The following is a 13,459-nucleotide window of genomic DNA, read 5'->3' on the forward strand; positions in this document are numbered from 1 at the left end:
CTATCCGGTCATCCGCAAAAACGCCGTCCACAAGGGCAAATGACAGCCCTCCACCACACCACCACGAACACACCCACACCACACCGCCAGACCACCCTGCCCACAGAACGGTCAAAACACGAGATATGCCTGGCTGGCATAAATATGCCAGCCAGGCATGACCCTCCTGCGGACACATGTGCTCCCGGAGGACCCGCACCCTCCCCCTGGCACCGCACCGGAGCCGGACCAGATCTCACCGCCGAAGCAGCCCCCATCAGCCGCCGGCCGAAGCAGCCACCAGCCCAGGGCAGGGCAGCCACCAGCCCAGGGCAGCCGGCGAGCAAGGGCAGCCGACCGCCGAGGGCAACCGTTAGCCGAGGGCAGCCGGCCGCCCGGGGTCAGCGGGCGGCGAGGGGCTGGCGGGCCGGGTCGACCGGGGCCGGCAGGTCACCCACCCCACCCAGGTAGGAGTGGATCGCCGCGGCGGCGGCCCGCCCCTCGGCGATCGCCCAGACGATCAGCGACGCCCCCCGGTGCATGTCCCCGGCGACGAACACGCCGTCGGCGTCGGTCTGCCAGTCGGGGCGGGCGTCGACCGCGCCCCGGGCGTTGCGGACCACCCCGAACTGGGCCAGCAGCGGCTGCTCCTCGGTGCCTTCGAAGCCGATGGCCAGCAGCACCAGGTCCGCCGGGAGTTCCCGCTCGGAGCCGGGCAACGCGGTGACGACCCGTCGACCGTCGCGCCGCTCCACCGTCACCTCGGCGATCCGGACGCCCTTGACCTGACCGGTGCCGTCGTCCACGAACTCCTGCACGGCCACCGCGAAGACCCGCTCCCCGCCCTCCTCGTGCGCCGGGTAGTTGCGCAGCACCCACGGCCAGGTCGGCCACGGGTCCCGTTCGGCGTCGCGGCCGTGCGGCGGCTCCGGGTAGAGGTCGAGCTGGTGGACGCCGGCCGCGCCCTGCCGGTGGGCCACGCCCAGGCAGTCGGCGGCGGTGTCGCCACCACCGATGATCACCACGTGCTTGCCGGCCGCGTCGATCGGCGTGCCGTCGGGCAGCACCGCCGGGGCGGGCCGGCCGTCCCCGGCCGCCGCCACCACCCGGTTCGCCGCCACCAGGTGGGTCATCGCCTGGTGGACGCCGCGCAGCGGCCGACCGGGCGTCTCCGGGGTGTCCCGGCCCTGGAGCGCGCCACAGGCCAGCAGCACCGCGTCGTGCCGGGCCCGCAGCTCCTCGGCGGTCACGTCGACCCCGACGTTCACCCCGGTGCGGAACTGCACGCCCTCGGCGGCGAGCTGGGCCAGCCGCCGGTCGATGTGCTGCTTCTCCAGCTTGAAATCGGGGATGCCGTAACGCAGCAGACCGCCGATCGCGTCGTCCCGCTCGTACACCGTGACGGCGTGACCGGCGCGGGCCAGTTGCTGGGCGGCGGCGAGCCCGGCGGGCCCGGAACCGACCACGGCGACCGACCGCCCGGTCGACGCCGGCACCGGGCGGGGGTTCAGCCCGCCCCGGGCCACCGCCGCGTCGGCGATCTCCACCTCCACCTGCTTGATGGTGACCGGCTGCTGGCCGCCCAGACCCAGCACACAGGCCGCCTCGCAGGGCGCCGGGCAGAGCCGGCCGGTGAACTCGGGGAAGTTGTTGGTGGCGTGCAGCGACTCCACCGCGGCGTCCCAGGTGCCGGTGCGGACCAGGTCGTTCCAGTCCGGGATGCGGTTGCCCAGCGGGCAGCCGTCGTGGCAGAACGGGATGCCGCAGTCCATGCACCGGGTGGCCTGCTCCCGGATCAGCTCGGCCCCGGCGGGCGGGTACACCTCGCGCCAGTCGGTGATCCGCACCGCCACCGGGCGACGGGCCGGCAACTGCCGCTCGTAACGCAGGAAACCATTCGGGTCAGGCACGAGCCACCTCCTGGGCGACCACCCGCGCGGCGGGCGGCACCGACGCGGTCAGCGCAGACATGACCGCGTCGTCGACGTCGCGGCCGGCGGCTTCGGCGGCCTTCATGATCTCCATAACCCGGCGGTAGTCCCGGGGGACCACGGCGGTGAACTCCTCCACCGCCTCCGGCCAGTTCTTGAGCAACTCCGCGCCGACCGCCGAGTCGGTCTCCGCGACGTGCCGCTGCACCAGGTCGTGCAGCAACTCCCGCTCGGCGTCGCGCAGCGGGGACAGGTCGACCAGTTCCGCGTTGACCCGGCCGGTGTCCAACCGGTGCACGTACGCCGTCCCACCGGACATGCCGGCGGCGAAGTTACGGCCCGTCTCGCCGAGCACCACCACCGTGCCACCGGTCATGTACTCGCAACCGTGGTCGCCGACGCCCTCGACGACGGCCACCGCACCGGAGTTACGCACCGCGAAGCGCTCCCCCACCCGGCCACGCAGGAACAGCTCACCGCCGGTGGCACCGTACAGGATGGTGTTGCCGGCGATGATCTGGTCCTCGGCGCGCTGCCCGGCGGTGGCCTCAGGGTCGACGAACGGCGCGGCGGCGTCCGGGCGGATCACGATCCGGCCGCCGGAGAGCCCCTTGCCGACGTAGTCGTTGGCGTCGCCGTGCAGCCGCAGGGTCACCCCGCGCGGCAGGAACGCGCCGAAGGACTGCCCGGCGGTGCCGCGCAGCACGAACTCGACGGTGTCGTCCGGCAGGCCGGCGCCGCCGTGCCGGCGGGTCACCTCGCCGCCGAGCATCGCGCCGACGCTACGGTGCTCGTTGCGCACCGCCACCTCCACCCGGACCGGGCTGCCGTCGCGCAGCGCCGGTTGGGCCAGCGCGATCAGCTCGTTGTCCAGGGCCAGCTCCAGGCCGTGGTCCTGGGCGCGGACACCGCGCCGGGCGGCACCCTCGGGCAGCTGCGGGGTGTGCAGCACCCGGGCCAGGTCGAGGCCGTGGCCCTTCCAGTGGTCGATCGCCGGTACGATGTCGAGCACCTCGGTCTGCCCGATCGCCTCTTCGATGCTGCGGAAGCCCAGCTCGGCCAGGTAGCCGCGGACCTCCTCGGCGAGGAAGAGGAAGAAGTTCTCCACGAACTCCGGCCGGCCGGTGAAGCGTTCCCGCAGCACCGGGTTCTGGGTGGCGATGCCGACCGGGCAGGTGTCGAGGTGGCAGACCCGCATCATCACGCAGCCCTCGACGATCAGCGGGGCGGTGGCGAAACCGAACTCCTCCGCGCCGAGCAGCATCGCCACCACCACGTCCCGGCCGGTCTTGAGCTGGCCGTCGACCTGCACGGTGACCCGGTCACGCAGCTTGTTGAGCAGCAGCGTCTGCTGCGCCTCGGCCAGGCCCAGCTCCCAGGGGGTGCCGGCGTGCTTGAGCGAGTTGAGCGGGGACGCGCCGGTGCCGCCGTCGTGCCCGGAGATCAGGATGACGTCGGCCTTGAGCTTGGCGACCCCGGCCGCGACGGTGCCCACACCGACCTCGCTGACCAGCTTGACGTGCACCCGGGCGGCCGGGTTGACGCACTTGAGGTCGTGCACGAGCTGGGCGAGGTCCTCGATGGAGTAGATGTCATGGTGCGGCGGCGGGGAGATCAGGCCGACGCCGGGGGTGGCGTGCCGGGTGCGGGCGATCCACGGCCACACCTTGTTGCCGGGCAGCTGCCCACCCTCGCCGGGTTTCGCGCCCTGCGCCATCTTGATCTGGAGGTCGTCGGCGTTGACCAGGTATTCGCTGGTCACCCCGAAGCGTCCGCTGGCGATCTGCTTGACCGCCGAGCGGCGGGCCGGGTCGTGCAGCCGGTCGACGTCCTCGCCGCCCTCGCCGGTGTTGGACTTGCCGCCGAGCCGGTTCATCGCGATGGCCAGCGTCTCGTGCGCCTCCGCCGAGATCGACCCGTACGACATGGCGCCGGTGGCGAACCGCTTGACGATCTCGGTGGCCGGCTCGACCTCCTCGATCGGCACCGCCGGACGCAGCCCGGTCCGCAGGGTGAACAGCCCGCGCAGCGAACCGGCCTGGGCGGCCAGCTCGTCGACCTTGGCGGTGTACTGGCGGAAGACGTCGTACTGGCGGCTGCGGGTGGCGTGCTGGAGCAGGAAGACCGTCTCCGGGTTGAACAGGTGCAGCTCGCCCTCGCGCCGCCACTGGTACTCGCCGCCCACCTCCAGCCGGGTGGAGCCGACGGTGCCGGGCGTCGGCCAGGCCTGCCCGTGCCGGGCGGCGACCTCGGTGTGGATCCCGGCCAGCCCGATCCCGCCGATGGTGCTGGGGGTGCCCCGGAAGTAGCGGTCGACCAGCCGGGTGTCCAGGCCGACGGCCTCGAAGACCTGCGCGCCGCAGTACGACGACACCGTCGAGATGCCCATCTTGGACATGATCTTGAGGACGCCCTTGCCGAGCGCCTTGACGTAGTTGCGGACCGCCTTCGCCGGCTCCACCCCGACCAGGGCCCCGGTGGCGATCATGTCCTCCACCGACTCGAAGGCCAGGTAGGGGTTGACCGCCGCCGCGCCGTACCCGATGAGCACCGCCGCATGGTGCACCTCGCGGCAGTCACCGGACTCCACGATCAGCGCCACCTGGGTCCGGGTCTGCTCCCGCACCAGGTGCTGGTGCACCGCCGCGGTCAGCAGCAGCGACGGGATCGGCGCCAGGTCGGCGTTGGAGTCCCGGTCGGACAGCACCAGGATGCGTACGCCGTCCTCGATCGCCTCGGAGACGTGCCGGCAGATCTCGGTCAGCCGGGCCTTGATGCCGGCCCCGCCGTCGCGGATGCGGTAGAGCCCGGACACCCGGACCGCCTTGAAGCCGGGCAGGTCGCCGTCCTCGTCGACGTCGAGCAGCTTCGCCAGCTCGTCGTTGTCGATCACCGGGTAGGGCAGCACGATCTGCCGGCAGCTCGCCGCCCCCGGGTCCAGCAGGTTGCCCTCCGGGCCGATGGTCGACGCCAGGCTGGTCACCAACTCCTCCCGGATCGCGTCCAACGGCGGGTTGGTGACCTGCGCGAAGAGCTGGTGGAAGTAGTCGTAGAGCAGCCGGGGCCGGGTCGACAGCGGCGCGATCGGGGTGTCGGTGCCCATCGAGCCCAGCGGCTCCGCCCCGGTACGGGCCATCGGGGCGAGCAGGATCTTCAGCTCCTCCTCGGTGTAACCGAAGGTCTGCTGCCGCCGGCGCACCGAGTCGTGGGTGTAGACCACGTGCTCCCGGGCGGGCAGGTCACCGAGGTCGATCAGGCCGGCGTGCAGCCACTCGTCGTACGGCTGGGCGGCGGCCAACTCGGTCTTGATCTCGTCGTCCGAGACGATCCGGCCGTTGACCGTGTCCACCAGGAACATCCGGCCCGGCTGGAGGCGGCCCTTGGCGACCACCGTGGCCGGGTCGAGGTCGAGCACGCCCGCCTCGCTGCCCAGCACCACCAGCCCGTCGGCGGTCCGCCACCAGCGCCCCGGCCGCAGGCCGTTGCGGTCCAGCACCGCCCCGACGATCTCACCGTCGGTGAAGGCGACCGACGCCGGCCCGTCCCACGGCTCCATCAGGCTGGCATGGAACCGGTAGAACGCGCGCTTGTCCGGGCGCATCGCCGGGTCGTTCTCCCACGCCTCCGGGATCATCATCAGCACCGCGTGCGGCAGGCTCCGGCCGGCCAGGTGCAGCAACTCCAGCACCTCGTCGAAGTTGGCCGAGTCGGAAGCGGCCGGAGTGCACACCGGGAACACCCGGCGGATGTTGCCGGGCAGGTGCGGGCTGCGCAGCAGCGCCTCGCGGGCCTGCATCCAGTTCCGGTTGCCGCGGATCGTGTTGATCTCGCCGTTGTGCGCGATGAACCGGTACGGGTGGGCCAACGGCCAGGACGGGAAGGTGTTGGTGGAGAACCGGGAGTGCACCAACGCGATCGCGCTGTCGACCCGCTCGTCGGTCAGCTCCGGGAAATACTCCGGCAGCTGGTCGGGGGTGAGCATGCCCTTCCAGGTCATCGTCCGCGCCGACAACGACGGGAAGTAGGCGGTCACCCCCCGCTCGGCGGTCTCCCGCTCGGCCTGCTTACGCACGCAGAACGCCACCCGGTCCAGGTCGATGCCGGACAGCGGGGAACCGGCCGGACCCGCCGGGGTGTCGGTGAGCCGGTGCGCGGCCAGGAAGAGCTGCCGGATCCGGGGCATCGCCGCCAACGCCGTCTCACCGAGCCCGCTCGGGTCGGTCGGCACGTCGCGCCAGCCGAGCACCTCGGCCCCCTCGACGAGGGCGTACTTCTCCACCACCTGACGGGCGCGGGCCTCACCGCCGTCGTCGTCGGGGAGAAAGACCAGACCGGTGGCGTACTGGCCGGCGGGGGGCAGGGGGAAGTCCACCACCGCGCGCAGGAACGCGTCCGGCACCTGGATCATGATGCCCGCGCCGTCGCCGGTGTTCTGCTCGGCGCCCCGGGCGCCACGATGGTCGAGCCGGCAGAGCGCACCGAGGCCGTTCGCCACCACCGCATGGGAGCGCCGCCCGTGGAGGTCGGCCACGAAGGCCACCCCGCACGCGTCGTGCTCGTGCGCCGGGTCGTACAGACCGGTCGCGGAAGGGACCGGCTGCGGGCTGTGCGGGTACGGAAGGGCCACCGGGTCTCCTGTCGTCACTCAGGTTGTTTCATGGTCGGGACGACGTCGGCCCTGGGCGGTCTGTTGAGTCTACGTTAGGGCGACCCGGGCAGGGCCAGTGCGGATTGATCACACCTTCCAGACTCTGGGACGTGTAGTCTCGCGCGGTGGATCCTGCGCATCGCGACCTGTTCGACCGGTTGGAACGCTTCTATGACGCGGTGCCCCGGGACGCCGCCCGCGCCGAGGAACACGGCGGCCTGGTGCTGTTCGCCCGGAACGGGGTCGGTTGGCCGTTCTACGCCCGCCCCCGCCTCGACGCCACCGCGCCACCGTCGCTGGCCGACCTGCACACCGTCCGGGAACGGCAGCGTGAGCTGGGCCTGCCCGAGGCGTTCGAGTGGGTGCACGAGACCACCCCGGACCTGCTCACCACCGCCCGGGCCGCCGGCCTGAGCGTGCTGGAGGCCCCGCTGATGGTGCTCGACCCGCAGGTGACCCCGCCCGACCCGGCGACGCTCACCGACGTACCGGTACGGGTGCTGGACCCGGACGCGCCCGGCTTCGCGCTCGACGTGGCGGCCCGCCGCGCGGTCGCCGCGGTCGGTTTCTCCGCCGCCGGCACCGCCACCGGCGCCGCCGGCCCGGCCGAACGGGACGCCGCGATGACCGAGCTGGACGTGGCCGCCCTCGACGAGGAGCGGGCCGCGATCGCCGCCGGCCGGCGACTGTCGGCGGTCGCCTGGACGCCTGACGACGGCGCGTTGGCCAGCGGGATGGCGATGCGGGTCGACGACGTCGCCGAGATCGCCGGGGTCGCCACCCTGCCGGCCGCCCGCCGCCGGGGGCTCGCCGCCGCGGTCACCGCCACCCTGGCCCGCACCCTGCGCGCCGCCGGCACCGACCTGGTCTTCCTCTCCGCCGGCAGCGAGGACGTCGCCCGCATCTACCTGCGCGTCGGCTTCCGCCGCATCGGCACCGCCTGCATAGCCGAACCCACCGCCCTCCTCTAACCCCCACCCCTGTCCCTCCCCCGCCCCGCCCCGGCTCGCCCCGCCCCGGCTCGCCCCGGCTCGGCTCGGCTCGGTGATCAAGAGGTTTGCGTCATGAAATGGGCCGCGCATGACGCAAACCTCTTGATCACCGGCCCGGGGACGGCCGTGCGGGGCGGGTTGGGGGTGGGGGTGGGGGTGGGTCAGGGGGTGGGTGGGGGGCGCCAGGCGGCGGCTGCGGCGGCGGCACCGGAGAGCAGGCGGGGGCTGATCGTGCCGAGGGCCGCGTCGCGGGCGCGCAGGGCCAGCCGGCCCCGGGTCTGGAGCACCGCCGACATCCGGCGGGTCTGCCGGACCACGGTGGCCGCCCGGGGACGGCGCAACCGGTCGTACGCCAGCACGGCGTCGGGCAACCGGGACTCGCGCAGCAGCGACGACAGGGTGGCCGCGTCCTCGAAGGCCAGGCAGGCGCCCTGTCCCAGGTGCGGTGGCATGGCGTGGGCGGCGTCGCCGAGCAGCACCACCCCGCCCGGCCCGGCGGGGAAGCCGTACGCCCGGGGCAGCGGACGCAATTCACGCACCTCCTGCTGCACCAGGTCGTCGGGTTCGGTGGCCGCCAGGAGGTCACCGATCGGGGCGGGCCAGCCCGCGTACCACCGCTTGAGCAGGGCGAGCTGGGTCTGCGGGGACTCCGGGCGGGGCGCACCGGCGGCGGTGGCCACCCAGTAGACGCCACCTCGACGGGACGCGCCGGAGGACCCCCGCTCGCCGAGCGAGGCCGCCACGAACCGGTAACCGGCGCCCAGCACCTCGCCACCGACCGGCTGGTCGGCCGGCACCGGCACCCGGTACCAGGGGATCACCGCCCGCCAGGCGGCGCAGCCGGAACTGACCACGCTGGCCTCGGGGGCGAGCTGACGGCGCAGCACGCTGTCCGTGCCGTCGGCGGCGACCACCAGGTCCGCCTCGACGAACTGCCCGTTCAGCCCGACCCCGGGCCGCTCGTCGGGGTTGGCCCGGACGCTGTCCACCACGACCCCGGTCCGCAGCTCGACCCGGTCCCCGAGGCCGGCGATCAGGGCGTCGTGCAGATCCTCCCGGTGCACCACCACCGGCATCCGGTCGGCCGGGGTGGGCCGGGGCTGCGCCAGCCAGTGACCGTCGGGGCGGCGGATACCGCCGTCGGGCAGCGGGGTGGCGATGGCGTCCAGGCCGGCGCCGAGGCCGAGTACCCGCAACGCGCGTACCCCGTTGGGCCAGAGCACCACGGCGGTGGGTTCCGGGCGGACCCGGTCGGCCCGTTCCAGCAGGGTGACCTGCCAGCCGGAGCGGGCCAGCGCGCCGGCCACCGACAGTCCGCCGAGCCCGGCGCCGACCACCACCGCGCTGCGCATGCCGGGCCCGCTCAGTTGTCCCGGTCGGCGGGCCGGCCACCCGCGCCGCCGGCCCCCGCTGACGCGTCGATGTCGTCGCCCACGCCGGTCCCGGCGGCCCGGTCGCCGCCGGCTCGGTCGCCGCCGGCCCCGGCCTCCGCACCGCCGCTGAGCCGGTCGGGCTCCGCCGGCTGATCGTCGTGGCCCGCAGGCTGGTCGTCGTGGCCTTCAGGCTGGTCGTCGGTCGCCGTCGCGTCGTCGGCGGCGGGTCCGTCGGGCCGTACCCCGGTCTCCCGGTACGCGGTGAACTGTTCCTCGTCGACCACCTGGTAGCCCACCGGCGCGACCGTCGCGGCGGACCCCTTGCCGGTCTGGGACAGGTCGACCTGGGAGACGTCGCCGCCGGTCACCGGAGCCGGCGCGGGGGCGTCGATCGGGATCAGGTAACCCCGGGGGCCCCGCACCCGCAGGAAGTAGATCAGCGCGCCGAGGAAGACCAGCCCGGCGGTCCACACGTTGAGCCGGACCCCGAGGATCCGGTTCGCCTCGTCGCTGCGCATCAGCTCGATCCAGAACCGGCCGGCGGTGTAACCCATCACGTAGAGCGCGAAGGCCCGGCCGCGCCCCAGCTTGAACCGCCGGTCCAGGGCGAACACCAGGCCGGCGACGCCGAGGTTCCACAGCGCCTCGTAGGCGAACGTCGGATGGTAGAGGCCGGGCTCCAGGATGGGCTGGTTGGCGTCGTCGCGCAGCGCGTGCCCGGGATTGTCCGGGTCCATCCGGTGGATCTCCAGGCCCCACGGCAGGCTGGTCCGCCCGCCGTACAGCTCGTTGTTGAACCAGTTGCCGAGCCGGCCCACCGCCTGGGCCAGCGGCAGGCCCGGGGCGAGGGCGTCGGCCACCACCGTCAGCGGGATGCCCAGCTGCCGGGCGGCGATCCAGGCACCGACCGCGCCACCGGCGACGGCCCCCCAGATGCCGAGACCGCCCTCCCAGATGGCGAACGCCTTCCAGGGGTCACCGCCGGTGCCGAAGTATTTCTCGGGTGAGGTGATCACGTGGTAGATCCGGGCGCCGATGATGCCGGTCGGGACCGCCCAGACCGCGATGTCGAGCACCGCGCCGGGGGCGACGCCACGCTGGCGCAGCCGATGCTCCGTCACCAGACAGGCGATCACGATGCCGGCGACGATGCAGAGGGCGTACGCCCGCAGCGGGACCGGCCCGAGCTGCCAGACGGCGGTCGTGGGGCTGGGCAGCGCCGCCAGGGGTGTCATCGAGACGTGGGTCACGGGTGCACAGGCTACCGCTGCGCAGCCGCGCCGTGGCACCCCGGTCCGGTCAGACCTGCCACCCGACCCTGCAACCCCGTCGGCCGGCCGCCCGACGGACGCCACCCGTGGGGCGAAATAGCAGCATTCCGCCGCAGCGGACACCGCCGTCGCGCCCCCACTGAGTTGATCAACCCGAGCCGTCCCGCACCTCGGCGACGGACGGCAGGGTGGGACGGGCCGGCCGGGTGCGGGCTCAGCGGGTCGGGTTGCGGACGCCCTCGGCCAGCTCGGCGGAGAGGGTACGCAGGGCGGCCAACCCCGCGTCGAGGTCCGGGGCGTCCAGCAGCCGGCGGATCAGCGCGCTACCCACGATCACCCCGTCGGCGTACCCGGCGACGGTGGCCGCCTGCGCGCCGGTGCCGACGCCGAGACCCACCCCGACGGGCAGCTCGGTGACCTCCCGCAGCCGGGAGACCAGCACCGGGGCGGCGTCCGAGGTCTGGGACCGGGCCCCGGTCACCCCCATGATGGCGGTGGCGTAGACGAAGCCCCGGCAGTGCTCGACGGTCATCCGCAGCCGGGCGTCCGTGGACGACGGGGAGACCAGGAACGTCCGGTCCAGCCCGTACGCGTCCGAGGCGGCCAGCCACTCGCCGGCCTCGTCGGGAATGAGGTCGGGGGTGATCAGGCCGGTGCCCCCGGCGGCGGCCAGGTCCCGGGCGAACGCGTCCACCCCGTACTGCTCGATCGGGTTCCAGTAGGTCATGGTGACCACGGGTGCCCCGGTGGCCGCGACCGCCTCGATGATGCGCAGCGTGTCGGCGGTACGGACGCCACCGGCCAGGGCGATGTCGCTGGCCTTCTGGATCACCGGCCCGTCCATCACCGGGTCGGAGTAGGGGATCTCCACCTCGATGACGTCCACCCCGGCCTCGACCATCGCGGTCATCGCGGCGATGCTGCCCTCGACGGTGGGGAACCCGGCCGGCATGCAGCCGACCAGGACGGCCCGCCCGTCGGCCCGGGCCTTGTCGAAGGCCACCCCGATCCGGCTCACGGTCTCACTGCTCCTTGTCGAGGATGCCGAAGTATTCACCGGCGGTGTGCACGTCCTTGTCGCCCCGGCCGGAGAGGTTGACCACGAGGAGCGGTTCCCGCCCCAGCTCGGCGGCGAGCTGCGGGGCGATCTGCACCGCGCCGGCGAGGGCGTGCGCGCTCTCGATCGCCGGGATGATCCCCTCGGTGCGGCAGAGCAGCTCGAACGCGGCCATCGCCTCCCGGTCGGTCACCGGCTGGTAGCGGGCCCGGCCGCTGTCGTGCAGCCACGCGTGCTCCGGGCCGACCCCGGGGTAGTCCAGGCCGGCGGAGATCGAGTGCGACTCGACGGTCTGGCCGTCGGCGTTCTGCAGCACGTACGTGCGGGCGCCGTGCAGCACCCCGGGGGTGCCGCCGGTGATGCTGGCGGCGTGCCGGTCGGTGTCCACGCCGTCGCCACCGGCCTCGAAGCCGTACAGCCGCACGTCGGTGTCGGGCACGAAGGCGTGGAAGATGCCCAGCGCGTTGGAGCCGCCGCCGACGCAGGCGAGCACGGCGTCCGGCAGCCCACCGGTCAGGTCGAGGCACTGCTGACGGGCCTCGTCACCGATGCCGCGCACGAAGTCCCGGACCATCTCCGGGAAGGGGTGCGGACCGGCGGCGGTGCCGATCAGGTAGTGGGTGTCGTCGACGTTGGCGACCCAGTCCCGCATCGCCTCGTTCATCGCGTCCTTGAGGGTGCGCGAACCGGTGGTCACCGGGATCACGGTGGCCCCCAGCATCCGCATCCGGGCCACGTTGAGCGCCTGCCGCTCGGTGTCCACCTCGCCCATGTAGACCACACAGTCGAGGTCGAACAGCGCGGCGGCGGTGGCGGTGGCCACCCCGTGCTGGCCGGCGCCGGTCTCGGCGATCACCCGCCGCTTGCCCATCCGCCGGGTGAGCAGCGCCTGGCCCAGCACGTTGCGCACCTTGTGCGCGCCGGTGTGGTTGAGGTCCTCCCGCTTGAGCAGGACCCGGGCACCGATCTTGGCGGAGAACCGCCCGGCGGGGTAGAGCAGCGAGGGGGTGCCGGCGTAGTCGCGCAGCAGGGCCGCGAACTCGGCGAGGAACTCCTCGTCGGTCATCGCCTTGCGGTACGCGGCGTCCAGCTCGTCGAGCGCCGCGACCAGCGCCTCGGGGACGAACCGGCCGCCGAACCGGCCGAAGTGACCGGCGGAGTCGGGAAACTGGCCGGCCGGGGTCGTCACGTCGGCGCTCATGCCGTCGCTCCCCGGCCGTCCGCGCGCCGACGCCCCGTCGCGTCGCCGGTGACGAATCGCTCGCGCTCGCTCATCGCGATGTCCTCTCGCTGCGCAGATCTGCCCGTCGGGTCAGCGCGCCGGGCGGGGCGTGGCCGGGTGGTTCCCGGCGTTGACCAGCTCGGCGACCGCCTCACGGGGGCTCTTCTGGGTGACCAGCCCCTCGCCCACCAGGACGGCGTCGGCGCCGGCCGAGGCGTACCGGATCAGGTCGTGCGGACCGCGCACGCCGGACTCGGCGATCTTGACGACGCTGCTCGGCAGGCCGGGGGCGATCCGTTCGAACACCGACCGGTCGACCTCCAGGGTACGCAGGTCACGGGCGTTGACCCCGATCACCTGCGCGCCGGCCTCCAGGGCCCGGTCGGCCTCCTCCTCGGTGTGCACCTCGACCAGCGCGCACATGCCGAGCGACTCGATCCGCTCCAGCAACCCGACCAGGGCGTTCTGCTCCAGCGCGGCGACGATCAGCAGCACCAGGTCGGCACCGTGCGCCCGGGCCTCGTGCACCTGGTAGCTGGAGACCACGAAGTCCTTACGCAGGACCGGCACCTGCACCGCCGCCCGCACCGCAGCCAGGTCGTCGAGTGAGCCACCGAACCAGCGCCCCTCGGTCAGCACACTGATCGCCCGGGCACCACCCGAGGCGTACTCGCCGGCCAGCTCGGCCGGGTCGGCGATCTCGGCCAGTCGGCCCCGGCTCGGTGAGGAACGCTTCACCTCGGCGATCACGGCCACGCCGGGCTTACGCAGGGCCGCGTACGCGTCCAGCGGCGGCGGCGCGGCGGCGGCCAGTTCGCGCAACCGCTCCAGCGGAAGCTGCTCCTGCCGTCGCGCCACATCCTCGCGGACGCCGGCCAGGATCTCGTCGAGCACGCTTGCGGACGCCGCCGAACCGGCCCCGTCCCCCTCTGCGTGCGCATGCTCAGCAGTCACCAACGGACTCCCCTCTCCGGGTGTCATGGGCC

Annotated in this window: 8 protein-coding genes; 1 reads left to right on the top strand and 7 read right to left on the bottom strand. The window is 73.6% G+C overall.

Annotation, left to right across the window (positions count from 1 at the left end; translation table 11 throughout):
• Positions 1-380 precede the first annotated feature (380 nt).
• On the bottom strand, positions 381-1,889 hold the full coding sequence (locus JQN83_RS25410; protein ID WP_208569686.1) for a glutamate synthase subunit beta: 1,509 nt from the start codon (positions 1,887-1,889) through the stop codon (positions 381-383).
• On the bottom strand, positions 1,882-6,537 hold the full coding sequence (gene gltB, locus JQN83_RS25415; protein WP_208569687.1) for a glutamate synthase large subunit: 4,656 nt from the start codon (positions 6,535-6,537) through the stop codon (positions 1,882-1,884). Before gltB ends, JQN83_RS25410 begins: the two co-directional genes overlap by 8 nt.
• A 146-nt stretch (positions 6,538-6,683) precedes the next feature.
• On the opposite strand from gltB, the gene JQN83_RS25420 reads away from it, so the two are divergent.
• Positions 6,684-7,529: a GNAT family N-acetyltransferase gene (locus JQN83_RS25420; protein ID WP_208569688.1), complete on the top strand. Its 846-nt coding sequence runs from the start codon at positions 6,684-6,686 to the stop codon at positions 7,527-7,529.
• A 182-nt stretch (positions 7,530-7,711) separates the two neighbouring features.
• On the opposite strand, the gene JQN83_RS25425 is transcribed toward JQN83_RS25420, so the two are convergent.
• From JQN83_RS25425 to trpC, 5 genes are all read right to left on the bottom strand, one after another.
• Complete coding sequence (locus tag JQN83_RS25425; RefSeq protein ID WP_208569689.1) at positions 7,712-8,902, bottom strand: FAD-dependent oxidoreductase; 1,191 nt, start codon at positions 8,900-8,902, stop codon at positions 7,712-7,714.
• Positions 8,903-8,913: 11 nt separating this feature from the next.
• The gene (lgt, locus tag JQN83_RS25430; RefSeq protein ID WP_372444128.1) at positions 8,914-10,173 is read right to left on the bottom strand and encodes a prolipoprotein diacylglyceryl transferase; all 1,260 of its coding nucleotides are present in this window, start codon (positions 10,171-10,173) and stop codon (positions 8,914-8,916) included.
• A 235-nt stretch (positions 10,174-10,408) separates the two neighbouring features.
• The gene (trpA, locus tag JQN83_RS25435; RefSeq protein ID WP_208569690.1) at positions 10,409-11,212 is read right to left on the bottom strand and encodes a tryptophan synthase subunit alpha; all 804 of its coding nucleotides are present in this window, start codon (positions 11,210-11,212) and stop codon (positions 10,409-10,411) included.
• A 4-nt stretch (positions 11,213-11,216) separates the two neighbouring features.
• Positions 11,217-12,452 (bottom strand): tryptophan synthase subunit beta, encoded by a 1,236-nt coding sequence (trpB, locus tag JQN83_RS25440; RefSeq protein WP_208569691.1) that lies wholly within the window; start codon positions 12,450-12,452, stop codon positions 11,217-11,219.
• Positions 12,453-12,563: 111 nt separating this feature from the next.
• Complete coding sequence (gene trpC / locus JQN83_RS25445) at positions 12,564-13,367, bottom strand: indole-3-glycerol phosphate synthase TrpC (RefSeq protein WP_176738808.1); 804 nt, start codon at positions 13,365-13,367, stop codon at positions 12,564-12,566.
• Positions 13,368-13,459 lie beyond the last annotated feature (92 nt).

The sequence above is a fragment of the Micromonospora antibiotica genome (assembly GCF_017599305.1).
Taxonomy (GTDB): Bacteria; Actinomycetota; Actinomycetes; order Mycobacteriales; family Micromonosporaceae; genus Micromonospora; species Micromonospora antibiotica.